The organism is Streptomyces sp. IBSNAI002 (assembly GCF_052244475.1).
Lineage (GTDB): Bacteria > Actinomycetota > Actinomycetes > Streptomycetales > Streptomycetaceae > Streptomyces.
The window spans coordinates 5191215-5206055 of sequence record NZ_JBQPXG010000002.1; the positions used below are offsets into that span (position 1 = coordinate 5191215).

Annotated in this window: 15 protein-coding genes; 12 read left to right on the forward strand and 3 right to left on the reverse strand. The window is 72.5% G+C overall.

Annotated features, from left to right (window positions below):
- Window positions 1-19: 19 nt before the first annotated feature.
- From ACTVZO_RS25215 to glmM, 4 genes are all read left to right on the forward strand, one after another.
- The gene (locus ACTVZO_RS25215; protein WP_443300519.1) at window positions 20-1276 is read left to right on the forward strand and encodes a glycosyltransferase family 87 protein; all 1257 of its coding nucleotides are present in this window, start codon (window positions 20-22) and stop codon (window positions 1274-1276) included.
- Between the two features lie 241 nt (window positions 1277-1517).
- On the forward strand, window positions 1518-1961 hold the full coding sequence (gene rplM / locus ACTVZO_RS25220; RefSeq protein WP_136213237.1) for a 50S ribosomal protein L13: 444 nt from the start codon (window positions 1518-1520) through the stop codon (window positions 1959-1961).
- A gap of 42 nt (window positions 1962-2003) precedes the next feature.
- Complete coding sequence (gene rpsI / locus ACTVZO_RS25225; RefSeq protein WP_443300520.1) at window positions 2004-2525, forward strand: 30S ribosomal protein S9; 522 nt, start codon at window positions 2004-2006, stop codon at window positions 2523-2525.
- Window positions 2526-2661: 136 nt separating this feature from the next.
- Window positions 2662-4020 (forward strand): phosphoglucosamine mutase, encoded by a 1359-nt coding sequence (gene glmM, locus ACTVZO_RS25230; protein ID WP_443300521.1) that lies wholly within the window; start codon window positions 2662-2664, stop codon window positions 4018-4020.
- Here the strand turns inward: glmM and ACTVZO_RS25235 are convergent.
- Window positions 4017-4988, reverse strand: a complete 972-nt coding sequence (locus ACTVZO_RS25235; protein ID WP_443300522.1) for a DUF389 domain-containing protein — start codon at window positions 4986-4988, stop codon at window positions 4017-4019. The two genes, glmM and ACTVZO_RS25235, sit on opposite strands and share 4 nt — an antisense overlap.
- A gap of 15 nt (window positions 4989-5003) precedes the next feature.
- Complete coding sequence (gene coaA, locus ACTVZO_RS25240) at window positions 5004-6053, reverse strand: type I pantothenate kinase (RefSeq protein ID WP_443300523.1); 1050 nt, start codon at window positions 6051-6053, stop codon at window positions 5004-5006.
- Window positions 6054-6279: 226 nt separating this feature from the next.
- Between coaA and ACTVZO_RS25245 the strand changes: the two genes are divergently transcribed.
- The 8 genes from ACTVZO_RS25245 to ACTVZO_RS25280 all read left to right on the forward strand — a co-directional run bounded on the left by ACTVZO_RS25245 (window position 6280) and on the right by ACTVZO_RS25280 (window position 14112).
- Window positions 6280-7053: a hypothetical protein gene (locus ACTVZO_RS25245; RefSeq protein WP_443300524.1), complete on the forward strand. Its 774-nt coding sequence runs from the start codon at window positions 6280-6282 to the stop codon at window positions 7051-7053.
- Window positions 7054-7163: 110 nt separating this feature from the next.
- Complete coding sequence (glmS, locus tag ACTVZO_RS25250) at window positions 7164-9011, forward strand: glutamine--fructose-6-phosphate transaminase (isomerizing) (RefSeq protein ID WP_443300525.1); 1848 nt, start codon at window positions 7164-7166, stop codon at window positions 9009-9011.
- 22 nt (window positions 9012-9033) lie between these two features.
- Window positions 9034-9402: a holo-ACP synthase gene (locus ACTVZO_RS25255; RefSeq protein WP_443300526.1), complete on the forward strand. Its 369-nt coding sequence runs from the start codon at window positions 9034-9036 to the stop codon at window positions 9400-9402.
- Between the two features lie 43 nt (window positions 9403-9445).
- Complete coding sequence (locus ACTVZO_RS25260) at window positions 9446-10837, forward strand: NAD(P)H-hydrate dehydratase (RefSeq protein WP_443300527.1); 1392 nt, start codon at window positions 9446-9448, stop codon at window positions 10835-10837.
- 58 nt (window positions 10838-10895) lie between these two features.
- Window positions 10896-12032 carry an alanine racemase gene (gene alr / locus ACTVZO_RS25265; protein WP_443300528.1) on the forward strand — a complete coding sequence of 379 codons (1137 nt, stop codon included), beginning with the start codon at window positions 10896-10898 and terminating at the stop codon, window positions 12030-12032.
- A gap of 26 nt (window positions 12033-12058) precedes the next feature.
- Window positions 12059-13249 (forward strand): alpha/beta fold hydrolase, encoded by a 1191-nt coding sequence (locus ACTVZO_RS25270; RefSeq protein WP_443300529.1) that lies wholly within the window; start codon window positions 12059-12061, stop codon window positions 13247-13249.
- Window positions 13200-13766: a tRNA (adenosine(37)-N6)-threonylcarbamoyltransferase complex ATPase subunit type 1 TsaE gene (tsaE, locus tag ACTVZO_RS25275; RefSeq protein ID WP_443300530.1), complete on the forward strand. Its 567-nt coding sequence runs from the start codon at window positions 13200-13202 to the stop codon at window positions 13764-13766. The genes ACTVZO_RS25270 and tsaE overlap by 50 nt, the downstream gene beginning before the upstream one ends.
- A gap of 160 nt (window positions 13767-13926) precedes the next feature.
- A complete protein-coding gene (locus ACTVZO_RS25280; RefSeq protein ID WP_443300531.1) occupies window positions 13927-14112 on the forward strand; it encodes a hypothetical protein in 186 nt (61 codons plus the stop codon).
- Window positions 14113-14197: 85 nt separating this feature from the next.
- On the opposite strand, the gene ACTVZO_RS25285 is transcribed toward ACTVZO_RS25280, so the two are convergent.
- Entirely contained in the window at window positions 14198-14758 is a 561-nt protein-coding gene (locus tag ACTVZO_RS25285) for a hypothetical protein (protein WP_443300532.1), read from the reverse strand.
- Between the last annotated feature and the right edge of the window lie 83 nt (window positions 14759-14841).

Consider the following 14841-nt stretch of genomic DNA (forward strand, 5'->3'; position numbering starts at 1 on the left):
GCGGCCTAGCATCTGGCTCATGAAGTGGGAGAACCACAGCTCCGGGAACCGGCTGCTCGACTGGCTGCTGCGGCCCGCCTCCCGGCCCTGGCAGCTCCTGTCCCTCGCGGTGGTCCTGGGGGTGTGCGTCTCCACGAGCCTGCGGGAGAACTGGGGCTCGGACAACGCCTTCGTGGTCAAGGCGGCGCAGACGCTGCTGGCCGGCGGGTCCCCGTACGAGGACAAGCGCTTCCTGTACCTGCCGAGCGCGGTCCTCATGGCCGTTCCGGAGGCGCTGCTGCCGACGACGGTGCTGCGGTGGAGCCTGCCGGTCGCGATGTCCGGGCTGCTGGGCATCGGCTGGCTGGCCGCGCTGCGGCTGTTCTCGGTGCCGCTGCGCTCGCGCTTCGCGGTGGTCGGCTTCCCGGCGCTGGCCCTGGCCTACAAGCCGTACGTGAACCTCGTGCTGATCGGCAACTGGACGGCGATCTCGGCGGCCGCGCTGCCGGTGGCGCTGCTGCTCGCGCACCGGCGGCACTGGGGGGCGGCCGGGCTGGTGGTCGGGCTGGCGATCGCCTGCAAGCCGATGCTGGTGCCGGTCGGGCTGCTGTTCGTGATCGCGCGGCGGTGGCGGGGGCTGGCGGTGGCCGTGCTGGTGCCGCTGGGGCTCTCGCTGGCGGGCGCGCTGCTGATGCCGAGCCCGTCGCTGTTCTTCACCAAGACCCTGCCGTTCCTGCTCCAGGGGCAGGACGCGTACGCCCTGCCGTGGGACGCCTCGCCGATCGCGGTGCTGCCCCGGCTGGGGGTGCCGGAGCCGGTGGCGGTGCTGGTGGCCTTCGCGGGGGCCGGTGCGGGGCTGTGGGCCGCCTGGACCCGGTGGCGGCGCACGGCGGACGAGGCGGACGGGGGTGAGCTGCGTCTCGTGGAGACGGCCTGCATGGTGATGCTCGCCGCATTCCTGGTGTCGCGGCCGTCCTTCGACCACTACCTGCTGGTGGTGCTCCCGCTGCTGCTGGCGACGGCGGTGCGGCCGGGCTCGATGCCCCGCTCGCCCTGGTTCTGGCTGGCGTTGACGCCCCAGGTGGCGCTCCTCCCGTGGCCCTCGGAACTGGCACAGAAGCGGCGCGCGTTCAAGGACTGCGCCACCCTGTGCGGGCTCGCGATTCTGCTGGCGCGTCGTGCGCTGCGCTCCGGGCGGGTTACTGTAGAGCCTGTAACAACTGCGGGGTCCCCACCCAGGACCGAACCGGAGTGCGCCGCGACGCCAGCAGAATCGGCATCGCGGACCGCGTTTTGACCCGTACGGGTCTGCTTGGGTATCCTGCTGGTTTGTTATGCGTATTGGCTTTCTCATTCTCACGTGAAAGGGCCTTGCGCCGGTCCACCGGACCGATGACCAGCAGTTCACGCAGTTCACGCGGGTGCGTTCCCGCTGTGGACGAGGGCTGTCGTGATCGTCCGTGGTGACCCTGTCAGGACCTTCCCGTGGGGGCTTTGCGCCCTTGGGATACCACCACTGAAGAAGCGAAGGCATACGCGTGCGTACGTTCAGCCCCAAGCCCGGCGACATCTCGCGCCAGTGGCTCGTCATCGACGCCCAGGACGTTGTCCTCGGCCGTCTGGCGACCCAGGCCGCTGCCCTCCTGCGGGGCAAGCACAAGCCGACCTACGCCCCCCACATGGACATGGGCGACTTCGTCATCATCGTCAACGCCGACAAGGTTCACCTGTCCGGCAACAAGGCGTCCCAGAAGATGGCGTACCGCCACTCCGGCTTCCCGGGTGGTCTGCGTTCGGTGCGTTACGACGACCTCCTGGCGAACAACCCGGAGAAGGCCGTCGAGAAGGCCGTCAAGGGCATGCTCCCCAAGAACACCCTGGGCCGTCAGATGCTCTCGAAGCTGAAGGTCTACTCGGGCGACCAGCACCCCCACGCTGCCCAGCAGCCGGTGCCGTTCGAGATCACCCAGGTCGCGCAGTAGTTCCGGCCACCCCCTAGACGCAAGAAAATTCTGAGGAGCATCGTGGCCGAGACCACCGCCGAGACGACCCCCGTCGACGAGTTCGAGGGCAACGTCGAGGAGTACACCACCGAGTCTGTGGACGCCGTCGAGGGCGACTACACCTCCGAGTCCCTTGCCGGCCGCTTCGGCGACCCCCAGCCGGCCGCCGGCCTGGGCCGTCGCAAGAACGCCATCGCCCGCGTCCGGATCGTTCCGGGCACCGGCAAGTGGAAGATCAACGGTCGCACCCTTGAGGACTACTTCCCCAACAAGGTGCACCAGCAGGAAGTCAACGAGCCGTTCAAGCTCCTCGAGCTGGACAACCGTTACGACATCATCGCCCGCATCGCGGGTGGCGGCGTCTCCGGCCAGGCCGGCGCCCTGCGCCTCGGCGTGGCCCGTGCGCTGAACGAGGCGGACGTGGACAACAACCGCCCGGCTCTGAAGAAGGCCGGCTTCCTCTCCCGCGACGACCGTGCGGTCGAGCGCAAGAAGGCCGGTCTCAAGAAGGCCCGTAAGGCTCCGCAGTACAGCAAGCGTTAATCTGCGCCTGCTGTTCTGCAACGAAACCGCCCCGGCAGCACTCTCCGTGCTGCCGGGGCGGTTCGTTTACCGCCACAAGCGGCAAATACCTGGCACATGCGGTCACAAAGCGATGCAGAAACTCGGGAGGACAACAGTGGGACGACTCTTCGGGACGGACGGTGTACGCGGCGTTGCCAACGCGGATCTGACGGCGGAGCTCGCGCTCGGCCTCTCCGTGGCGGCTGCCCACGTACTGGGTGAGGCGGGTACCTTCGCGGGCCACCGGCCGACGGCCGTGGTCGGCCGGGATCCCCGGGCCTCGGGCGAATTCCTCGAGGCGGCCGTCGTGGCCGGCCTCGCGAGCGCGGGCGTGGACGTCCTGCGCGTCGGTGTGCTGCCCACCCCGGCGGTGGCGTATCTCACCGGTGCGCTGGGTGCCGACCTCGGCGTGATGCTCTCCGCCAGCCACAACGCCATGCCGGACAACGGCATCAAGTTCTTCGCGCGCGGCGGCCACAAGCTCGCCGACGAGCTGGAGGACCGCATCGAGTCCGTCTACGAGGAGCACCGCACGGGCGCCCCCTGGGACCGGCCCACCGGCTCCGGCGTCGGCCGGATCTCGGACTACACCGAGGGCTTCGAGAAGTACGTCGCCCACCTCATCGGGGCGCTCCCCAACCGCCTCGACGGCCTGAAGATCGTCCTGGACGAGGCGCACGGCGCGGCCGCGTACGTATCGCCCGAGGCCTTCGCCCGGGCCGGCGCGGAGATCGTCACGATCGGCGCCGAGCCCGACGGCCTGAACATCAACGACGGCTGCGGCTCCACCCACCTGGGTCTGCTCAAGGCGGCCGTCGTCGAGCACGGCGCCGACTTCGGCATCGCGCACGACGGTGACGCCGACCGCTGCCTGGCCGTGGACGGCACCGGCGCGGAGGTCGACGGCGACCAGATCCTCGCGGTGCTGGCGCTGGCCATGCGCGAGGCCGGTCAGCTGCGCGGGAACACCGTGGTCGGCACCGTCATGTCCAACCTGGGCTTCAAGCTGGCCATGGAGGCCGAGGGCATCCAGGTCGTGCAGACCGGCGTCGGCGACCGGTACGTCCTGGAGTCGATGAAGGAGCACGGCTACGCGCTGGGCGGCGAGCAGTCCGGCCACGTGATCATCCTCGACCACGCGACGACCGGCGACGGCACGCTGACCGGTCTGCTGCTGGCGGCGCGGATCGCGGCCACCGGCACCTCCCTGGCCGACCTGGCCGGTGTCATGCAGCGGCTGCCGCAGGTGCTGATCAACGTTCCCGACGTGGACAAGTCCCGCGTCGCGACCTCCGGCGAGCTGGCCGCGGCCGTGGCCGACGCCGAGCGCGAGCTGGGCGCCACCGGACGGGTACTGCTCCGTCCGTCGGGTACGGAGCCGCTCGTACGGGTGATGGTGGAAGCCGCCGACATCGAGCAGGCCCGCTCGGTGGCCGGCCGGCTCGCGGACGTCGTGAAGTCGGCGCTCGGCTAGAGCCCGCCCCGTCCGCGTCGTGGCGCACCCGGCTTCCGGATCATCCGGTTCTGCTGGGTGCGCCACAGCAGTTTCCAGGCGATGAGCGTGAGGGTGCCGGACAGGATGATGCCGAGCAGGTTCAGCAGCAGCTGCTCCGCCGAGCCCCACATCTGGGCGAATCCGCCGTAGCTGAGGGCCACCGCCGAGTTGGCGGCGGCCGGGACGGTGGTGACGGAGATCGCCACGCCGACCAGGGCGCCGGCCTTCGCCGAGGTCAGCGACAGCATCCCGGCCACTCCGGCGAGGAGCGCGACGACGAAGGAGAACGGGTCGGGCTGCCAGATGAAGCTGGTGTTCGGCCGGGGGGCGTCGAGCATTCCCTCGTGGAACAGGCCGAGCGCGTCCATCCCCAGACTGAAGACGGTCGTCGCCGCGATAGCCGCCGCGAAGCCGATCAGCAGGGCGGAGAGGGAGCGCCAGGCGAGCCGTGGCCGGCGCTGCACCAGGCCCGTACAGACGCCGGCGAGCGGTCCGAACTCCGGGCCGACGGCCATGGCGCCGACGATCAGGATCGCGTTGTCCAGCACCACACCGCACGCCGCGATCATCGTCGCGACGATCATGAAGGCGGCGTAGGTGATCGTGAGGGTGGACTCCTCGTGGGTCGCCTCGGCCAGCTGCTCCCAGATCACGGCGTCCGCGGCCTCGCCCGGCGCCTCCTCCTCCGCGGCGTCGGCGCGCCGGGAGATGGACAGGTCGATGTTCTCCACGGCGATGGAGCCGCTCTGGTCGAGGCCGAGACCGCGCATCTCCTGGAGGAGCTCGTCGGCCGCCTCGCGGGCGACGTCGCAGAGCACGAGATCGCCTTCGGGGTCGCGGGCGGCGCCGGCCAGCACGACCAGGTGCGTGGTGCCGACCGTTTGGTCGATCAGCTCCACGACCTGCTCCGTGAGGTGGTGCGGGGTGATCATCCGCAGATGCAGCATGCCCGCAGAGTAGCTTCAGAGCTTGCGCAGGCTCAGCTTCTGCACCTTGTGGTCCGGGCCCTTGCGGACGACCAGCGTGGCCCGGCCGCGGGTGGGGGCCACGTTCTCCAGCAGGTTGGGCCTGTTGATGGTCCGCCAGGTGGTCTGCGCGTACTCCATGGCCTCCTCCTCGGAGACCTGGGTGTACTTGCGGAAGTAGGAGAAGGGGTTCTGGAAGGCGGTCTCGCGCAGCTTCCGGAACCGGTTGAGGTACCAGCGCTCGATGTCCTCGGGGCGCGCGTCCACGTACACGCTGAAGTCGAAGTAGTCGGCGAGTCCGACCCGGGTGCGGCCGTCCGTGCCGGGGAGGGCCGGCTGGAGCACGTTGAGGCCCTCGACGATGAGGATGTCCGGGCGGCGTACGACGAGCTCCTCGCCCGGCACGATGTCGTAGATCAGGTGCGAGTAGACCGGGGCGCGGACCTCGTCCTTGCCTGCCTTGATGTCGGCCACGAACCGGGTGAGCGCGCGGCGGTCGTAGGACTCGGGGAAACCCTTGCGGGAGGTGAGCCCGCGCCGCTGGAGCTCCTTCATCGGGTAGAGGAAGCCGTCGGTGGTGACCAGCTCCACGCGCGGGTGCTCGGGCCAGCGCGCGAGCAGGGCCTGGAGCAGACGGGCCACGGTGGACTTGCCGACGGCGACCGAACCGGCGACCCCTATGACGAAGGGGGTGCCCTGCTGGGCGCCGTGTCCGTTGCCCGCGTCGCCGAGGAAGGTGTTGAGGGTGCCCCGCAGGTTGCTGGTGGCGCCCACGTACAGGTTCAGGAGGCGGGACAGCGGCAGGTAGACGTCGCGGACCTCGTCGAGGTCGATGACGTCGCCCAGACCGCGCAGCCGCTCGACCTCCTCGGCGGTGAGCGGCAGCGGGGTCCGCTCGCGCAGGGCGCTCCACTCGGCGCGGGTGAGGTCGAGGTACGGCGAGGCGTCGGGGCCCCGGCGGTGGGCGGGACGCGCGGGGTGCCCGTCCGGGCCGGTGCGCTCCGTCGCGCTGTCCGGCGTGCTGCTTCGTGGCGGCGAAGTGATCACACCGCCATTGTCGGGGCTCCGGCTCGGTTATGGGTGGTGTGGTCGGTCACGTGGTGGTCCCTTTCGCCGTTCTTGTACCGGGCCCGGATACCGATTCGAGTGTTCTGCGGTCTCGTGGTGGTCACGATCGGCGGGCGGGGCACGGAACCGCGGTCCGGTGATCGTACTTACCAGTACATTGCTGGTGTTTTCTTGTTTCTTGCTTGTTTTCCGGGGGAGATCCTTCGTGCGTACCGCACTCGTCCGTCGTACCGTCCTGACCGCGTCCGTGGTGTCCCTGGCCCTGCTGGCCACCGCCTGCGGGTCGGACACGTCCGACACCAAGGGGGACGCCAAGCCGTCCACCGGCGCTCCGGCGAGCTCCGCCGCTCCCGCCGCGAAGGCGAAGACGGACGCCGAGCTGACCGGCCTGCTCGTGGCCCAGGCCGACCTGCCCGAGCACGTGGTCAAGCCGGCCTCCCCGGAGGAGACCGCGGCGGCGGCCGGTGCCGCCAGCGACAAGCCCGAGTGCCTGCCGCTGGTCAAGGCGCAGTCCATGGCTCCGGTCGGCAGCGCCGTGGGCACCGCCCGCGTCAAGGCCGCCGCCAAGCCCAAGGAGCCGGCGGCGAACGCCAGCGCCGAGGAGAAGCTGAAGGCCGCGATGGACGCCCTGGGCGGCACCGCCACCTTCATCACCCTGGCCTCGTACGACGCCAAGGGCGCCGAGGAGGCCGTCGCGACCCTGAAGGGCGCCGGCACGGCCTGCGCCGGCGGCTACAGCGGCAGCCAGGGCGGCGAGGGGATCAAGGTCGAGAAGGTGGCCCCCGGTGCCGCCGTCACCGCCGGCGACGAGGCGCTCGCCTACACGGTCGTGGGCGAGGCGGACGGCGAGAAGTTCACGATGGAGCTCGTGGCCGTGCGCAAGGGCAACACCGTGGCGACCTTCTCCGCGTGGAGCCTGGCCGGCGCCGCCGAGCAGCCGAAGGCCGTCGTGGACGCGCAGGTCAAGAAGCTCGGCTGACTTCTGCCCGGTCGACGGGCGTCAACCCCGCTCCGGCACGTTCGCCGGGGCGGGGTTTCGTCTTGTTCAGGTACGGGGCAGGAGCTCAACTTCGGCGTACGCTGCGGCCTATGTGCGGAATTGTGGGTTACGTGGGAGCGCAGTCGGCGCTCGATGTGGTCATCGCCGGACTCAAGCGACTGGAGTACCGCGGCTACGACTCGGCGGGGGTCGCGGTGCTCTCCGACGGGGAGCTGTCCGCCGTCAAGAAGGCCGGGAAGCTCGTCAACCTGGAGAAGGAACTGGTCGGCAACCCGCTGCCGCCCGGGTCCACGGGCCTCGGGCACACCCGGTGGGCCACCCACGGCGGCCCGACCGACGTCAACGCCCATCCCCACCTGGACAACTCCGGGCGGGTGGCCGTCGTGCACAACGGCATCATCGAGAACTTCGCCCTGCTGCGCGCCGAACTCGCCGAGCGCGGGCACCGGCTGGAGTCCGAGACGGACACCGAGGTGGTGGCGCACCTGCTCGCCGAGGAGTACGCGGCGGGCGGGGACCTGGCGGCCGCGATGCGGCAGGTGTGCCGGCGGCTGGAGGGCGCCTTCACGCTCGTCGCGGTGCACGCCGACGCGCCGGACGTGGTCGTCGGCGCGCGCCGGAACTCGCCCCTGGTGGTGGGCGTCGGAGAGGGCGAGAACTTCCTCGCCTCGGACGTGGCCGCGTTCATCGCCCACACCCGGTCCGCGATCGAGCTGGGGCAGGACCAGGTCGTCGAGCTCCGCCGCGACGGGGTCACGGTGACCAACTTCGACGGTTCGGCCGCGACCGTGCGCGCGTACCACGTGGACTGGGACGCCTCGGCCGCCGAGAAGGGGGGCTACGACTACTTCATGCTCAAGGAGATCGCGGAGCAGCCGAAGGCCGTCGCCGACACCCTCCTGGGCAGGATCGACGCGAGCGGTTCGCTGACCCTGGACGAGGTGCGCATCCCCGCCTCGGTGCTCCGGGAGGTCGACAAGGTCGTGATCGTGGCGTGCGGTACGGCGTACCACGCGGGCATGATCGCGAAGCTGGCCATCGAGCACTGGACCCGCATCCCGTGCGAGACGGAGCTGGCGAGCGAGTTCCGCTACCGCGACCCGATCCTGGACCAGCGGACGCTGGTGATCGCGATCTCGCAGTCGGGCGAGACGATGGACACCCTGATGGCGCTGCGGCACGCGCGCGAACAGGGGGCCAAGGTGCTGGCCGTCTGCAACACGAACGGGTCGACCATTCCCCGGGAGTCGGACGCGGTCCTCTACACGCACGCGGGCCCGGAGGTGGCGGTCGCCTCGACGAAGGCGTTCCTGACGCAGCTCGTCGCCTGCTACCTCGTCGCGCTGTACCTCGGGCAGGTGCGCGGCACCAAGTGGGGCGACGAGATCCAGGCGGTGATCCGGGAGCTGTCGGACATCGCCGCGGCGGTGGACACCGTACTGGAGACGATGGAGCCGGTACGGGAGCTCGCGCGGTCTCTCGCCGAGAAGAACACCGTGCTGTTCCTGGGCCGGCACGTGGGCTACCCGGTGGCGCTGGAGGGCGCGCTCAAGCTCAAGGAGCTGGCGTACATGCACGCCGAGGGCTTCGCGGCGGGCGAGCTCAAGCACGGGCCGATCGCGCTGATCGAGAAGGACCTGCCGGTGGTGGTGGTCGTCCCGTCGCCGCGCGGGCGGTCGGTGCTCCACGACAAGATCGTGTCGAACATCCAGGAGATCCGGGCGCGCGGGGCGCGGACCATCGTCATCGCGGAGGAGGGGGACGAGGCGGTCGTGCCGTACGCCGACCACCTGATCCGGATCCCGGCCACGCCGACGCTGCTCCAGCCGCTGGTGGCCACCGTGCCGTTGCAGGTGTTCGCGTGCGAGCTGGCGACGGCGCGCGGGAACGAGGTGGACCAGCCGCGTAACCTCGCGAAGTCCGTGACGGTGGAGTGAGCAGGCAAATGGGGCTGTTGTTGTGATCATCGGTGTGGGGATCGACGTCGCGGAGATCGAGCGGTTCGGCGCGGCGCTGGAGCGGACGCCGAACATGGCGGGGCGGCTCTTCCTCGACTCCGAGTTGACGCTGCCGAGCGGGGAGCGGCGCGGCACCGCCTCGCTCGCCGCCCGGTTCGCGGCCAAGGAAGCCCTGGCCAAGGCGCTCGGCGCGCCCGGCGGGCTGCTGTGGACCGACGCCGAGGTGTACGTGGAGGAATCCGGGCAGCCCCGCCTGCGGGTGTCCGGGACGGTCGAGGCCCGGGCGCGGGAGCTGGGCGTGAAGTCCTGGCACATCTCGCTGAGCCACGACGCCGGAGTGGCCTCGGCCGTGGTGATCGCCGAGGGGTAGCGCCGCCCTGCGGCGGCTCCCGCCCGTGGGGCAGTGTGGTGCCATGCGTACTGCTTACAGCGTGGAGACCGTACGGGCCGCCGAGCGGGAGCTGATGGCCAGGCTGCCCGAGGGCGCCCTGATGCAGCGGGCGGCGGCCGGGCTGGCCGCCGTCTGCGCGGGGCTGCTGGGACGGGTGTACGGGTCGCGGATCGTGCTGCTGGTCGGGCCCGGCGACAACGGGGGCGACGCGCTCTACGCCGGCGCGCGGCTCGCCCGGCGCGGGGCCGGGGTGACGGCGGTGCCGATGGACCCCGGGCGGATGCACGCGGGCGGGCTCGCCGCGCTGCGGGCCGCCGGAGGGCGGGTCGGGGGAGCCGTTCCGCGGCGGGCCGACCTCGTCGTGGACGGGCTGCTGGGGATCGGCGGCAGCGGTGGGCTGCGGCCGGCCGCGGCGGCGCTCGCGGAACGGATCCCGCCGGGGGTCCCGGTGGTCGCCGTGGACCTGCCGAGCGGGGTGGACGCGGACACCGGGGAGGTGGCGGGGCCGGCCGTGACGGCCGAGGTGACGGTGACCTTCGGGGCGTACAAGCCGGGGCTGCTCATCGACCCGGGGGCCTCACGGGCGGGCGTGGTGCACCTGGTGGACATCGGCCTGGAGCTGCCGGAGCCCGCCGCGGCGCAGGCCCTGCAGCACGCCGACGTGGCGGGGCTGCTGCCGGCGCCGACGGCGTCGAGCGACAAGTACCGGCGCGGCGTGGTGGGCATCGCCGCCGGGTCCCCGCAGTACCCGGGCGCGGCCGTACTGGCCGTGGCGGGGGCACTGCGGGGCGGTGCGGGCGCGGTGCGGTACGTGGGGCCGGCGGCGGACGCGGTGCTCGCGCGGTATCCCGAGACGCTGATCGGGCGGGGCCGGGTGCAGGCGTGGGTGGTCGGGCCGGGGCTGGGGGAGGGGCGCGGCGGCGAGGTCGCGGAGCTGCTGGCGCAGGACGTGCCCGTGCTGGTCGACGCGGACGGGCTGCGGGGCCTGGACCCGGAGGCGCTGCGGGCCCGGACGGCCCCGGCCCTGCTGACCCCGCACGCGGGGGAGGCGGCGGCGCTGCTGGGCGTGTCGCGGGAGTCGGTGGAGGCGGGACGGCTGGGGGCCGTACGGGAGCTCGCGCGGCGGTACGGGTCGGCGGTCCTGCTGAAGGGCTCGACCACGCTGGTCGCCTCCGGCGGGGGGCCGGTGCGGGTGAACCCGACGGGGACGCCGTGGCTGGCCACCGCGGGGAGCGGGGACGTGCTGTCGGGACTGGCCGGGTCCCTGCTGGCGGCCGGGCTGTCCGGCTCGGACGCCGGGTCGGTGGCGGCGTACCTCCACGGCCTGGCGGCCAGGCTCGCGGGCGGGCCCCTCCTGGCCCACGACGTGGCGGCGGCCCTGCCCCGGGCCTGGCGCGAGACCACCCGCCCGTAGCGGTAGCCACCGCCCGGCCGCAAGGGGCCGACCGGTGCGGTCTGAGAGACTGTGCGGGATGAACGAGACAGCGACGCGCGTGTACGCCGAGATCGACCTGGACGCCGTACGGGCCAACGTGCGCGCGTTGCGCGAGCGGGCGCCCCGGTCCGTGCTGATGGCCGTCGTCAAGGCCGACGCCTACGGCCACGGCGCCCTCGCCTGCGCCAAGGCGGCCCAGGAGGCCGGTGCCGCCTGGATCGGGACCGCCACCCCCGAGGAGGCGCTCGCGCTGCGCGCCGCCGGGGTCGAAGGCCCGATGATGTGCTGGCTCTGGACCCCCGGCGGGCCCTGGCGGCAGGCCGTGGAGGCCGGCATCGACGTGTCCGTCAGCGGGATGTGGGCCCTGGACGCGGTGCGCGAGGCCGCCCGCGCCGCCGGCCGCACCGCGCGCGTCCAGCTCAAGGCCGACACCGGACTCGGCCGCAACGGCTGCCAGCCCGCCGACTGGGCGGAACTGGTCGGGGCCGCCGTCGCCGCCCAGGCCGAGGGAACCGTCGAGGTCACCGGCCTCTGGTCGCACTTCGCCTGCGCCGACGAGCCCGGGCACCCGTCCATCCAGCTCCAGCTCACCGCCTTCCGCGACATGCTCGCGTACGCGGAGAAGGAGGGCGTGGAGCCCGAGGTCCGGCACATCGCCAACTCGCCCGCCACCCTCACCCTGCCCGAGTCCCACTTCGACCTGGTGCGCTGCGGCCTGGCCGTCTACGGGGTCTCGCCCGCGCCCGAACTCGGCACCCCCGCCCAGCTCGGCCTGCGGCCCGCGATGGCCCTCAAGGCCTCCCTCGCGCTGGTCAAGACCGTCCCGGCCGGGCACGGCGTGAGCTACGGGCACCACTACCTCACCGAGACGGAGACCACCCTCGCGCTGGTCCCGGCCGGTTACGCCGACGGCATCCCGCGGAACGCCTCCGGGCGCGGCCCGGTGCTCGTCGGCGGCAAGGTCCGGCACGTCGCCGGGCGCGTCGCGATGGACCAGTTCGTGGTCGACCTCGGCGGCGACCGCGCGGAGGCCGGCGACGAGGCCGTCATCTTCGGGGACGCGGAGCGCGGCGAGCCCACCGCCGAGGACTGGGCGGCGGCTGCGGACACCATCGCGTATGAGATCGTCACCCGTATCGGAGGGCGCGTGCCCCGGGTGTACCTGGGCGCCTGAGGCGGAGTGAGGGTGAGGGCGGCGGCGTGAGCGAGAACTGGCGCAAGGCCGGCTGGGCCGGCGCTGCCATCGGCGTGATAGCGGCGGGCGCGGCGGCCGGTGTCGCGGTCGAGCGGATCACCGTGGGGCGCGGCATGCGCCGGAAGGCGCGCCTGGCCCTGGACGCCGCCGGTGACTACGGCTCGCTGCGCGGGGCGCAGGGGACCTGCCGGGCCGAGGACGCCACCGAGCTCTACTACGAGGTCGACGAGCTCCCCGAGGAGGGCAAGCGGCCGCGGTCCCGCCTGCGCCGCAAGCCGGCGCCGGGGGCGACCGTCGTCTTCTGCCACGGCTACTGCCTCGCCCAGGACTCCTGGCACTTCCAGCGCGCCGCCCTGCGCGGCGTGGTCCGCACCGTCTACTGGGACCAGCGCAGCCACGGCCGCAGTGCCCGCGGGCTGGCCCAGGCGGACGGCGAGCCGGTCACCATCGAGCAGCTCGGCCGGGACCTGAAGACCGTCCTCGACGCGGCCGCCCCCGAGGGCCCGCTGATCCTCGTGGGTCACTCGATGGGCGGAATGACCATCATGGCGTTCGCGGAGCAGTTCCCCGAGCTGGTGCGCGACCGCGTCGTCGGCGTCGCCCTGGTGGGCACCTCCAGCGGCCGCCTCGACGAGGTCACCTACGGGCTGCCGGCCGTCGGACTGGGCGCCGTACGCAGGCTCCTGCCGGGTGTGCTCAAGGCGCTCGGCTCGCAGGTGGAACTGGTCGAGAAGGGCCGCAGGGCCACCGCCGACCTCTTCGCCGGCATGATCAAGCTGTACTCGTTCGGGTCCCGTGACGTGGACCCGGGCGTCGCGCGGTTCGCGGAGCGGCTCATCGAGGCCACCCCGATCGACGTGGTCGCCGAGTTCTATCCGGCCTTCCAGACGCACGACAAGACCGCGGCCCTCCAGCGCTTCGCGGACATCCCCGTGACCGTCGTCGCCGGGGACAAGGACATGATCACCCCGGCCGGGCACAGCCTGGCCGTCAAGGAGGCGCTGCCGGGCGCCGAGCTGGTGGTCCTGGAGTCCACCGGGCACCTGATGATGCTGGAGCGCCCGGAGACGGTGAACCTGCTGCTGACCGAGCTGCTGGCGCGGACCGGGGCGGTGCCCGCCCTCGCAGCGACTAACGTTGGCGGGCATGGAAGAAGTACCGCTGGAAGCACAGCGCAGCCAGGCACCGGCACCTGAGGCCGGCGCCGGATCCGAGGCCCGGATCACCGTCGGCTCCCCGGACGCCATGCAGGAGCTGGGCCGCAGGCTCGCCGGCCTGCTGCGCCCGGGCGACCTCGTCCTGCTGACCGGCGAGCTCGGCGCGGGCAAGACCACGCTGACCCGCGGGCTCGGCGAGGGACTGGGCGTACGCGGGGCCGTGACCTCGCCGACCTTCGTGATCGCCCGCGTACACCCCTCGCTGACCGGCGGGCCCGCGCTGGTGCACGTGGACGCGTACCGGCTGGGCGGCGGGCTGGACGAGATGGAGGACCTGGACCTCGACGTCTCGCTGCCCGAGTCCGTGGTCGTCGTGGAATGGGGCGACGGCAAGGTGGAGGAGCTCTCCGACGACCGGCTGCACGTGGTGATCGCCCGGGCGGTCGGCCACGAGGAGGTCCTGGACGACGTACGGGAGGTGTCCGTGCGCGGGATCGGGGCGCGCTGGGCCGCGGGGGCCGGGCTGGACGCCCTGGCCGGAGCCCTCTCCGAGTAGCGCCGGGAGCCCTGCGGAGACCGTTCCGGGGGAACCTGCGCCATAACGTACCGACAACTCGTCGGCAAGATATTGCGCCCGCGGTGGCGGCCGTGGTGACATGGTACCGAGAGTTTCTTAGGTATGCCTAAGTTCGGTGTCCCGGATCCAGGAGGCAGCCATGCCGGCACCAGCAGGAGCGCACCGCGAGCCCCGGCCGTCCGGGGTGTCCATGGGGGTGCTGCTGGCCGCGGGCGCGGCCGCCAGCGCCGTCTCGACACCGCCGGCCCTCGTGCGGGTGACGGACGAGGGGGATCCCGAGGACGTCGTACGCGAACGGGCCGCTCCGGAATCCGAAGCGGCCTAGGGGGTGCGGGCCAGGGGGTGCGGGGGCGGCCCGCGTTCACCTCACCCTTCGCACATATGGGTGGTGTGCCCGCGGCGGTCCGGGGTCAGGGAACGACGACGACCTTCGAGTTGATCGTGGCGAAGGCCCACATCGTGGCGCCGTCGGCCTTCGCCATGCGGATGCCGCCGGTCTTGCGGTTCGGGTCGGGCTCCGGCGTCGCGCCGTCCACGCGGGCGCTGAAGCCGATCACGACGCCCTCCGCGTTGGCGAACCGCACGACGTGCTCGACCGGCACCCCGTCCGAGCCGGTGACCGCGCCCGAGCGCGAGCCCACCAGGTAGCTGCCCGCCTTCGGGTGCACCGTGCTCGGCATCACCACGAACGACTTGGGCTCCTGGCCCGCCTCGCCCACCAGCCACACGCGCTTCTGGCCCACCGAGTACACGACCCGCACCCCGGCGCCCGAGCCCTCGGGCACCGGGACCGGCTTCGCCGGGTCCACCTTGCCCGTGGCCTGGCTGGGAGCCTGCGCCGGCTCCTGCGGACCGGCGGCCTGCGCAGGACGCTCGGGGGCCGTCGCGGACGCCTGGTAGCCGAGGAACCCGATCGCGGCGAGTGCCGCGGCGGTGAGCCCGGCCACGATTCCCGAGCTGCTGCGTGCCACTGTGCTCCGCCTCTCCGCGCTGCCTGTTGCCTTGGCCGATGTCTGATCGAAAAGGTAGCAGCAGGCCCGCTCCGCAACCGGCC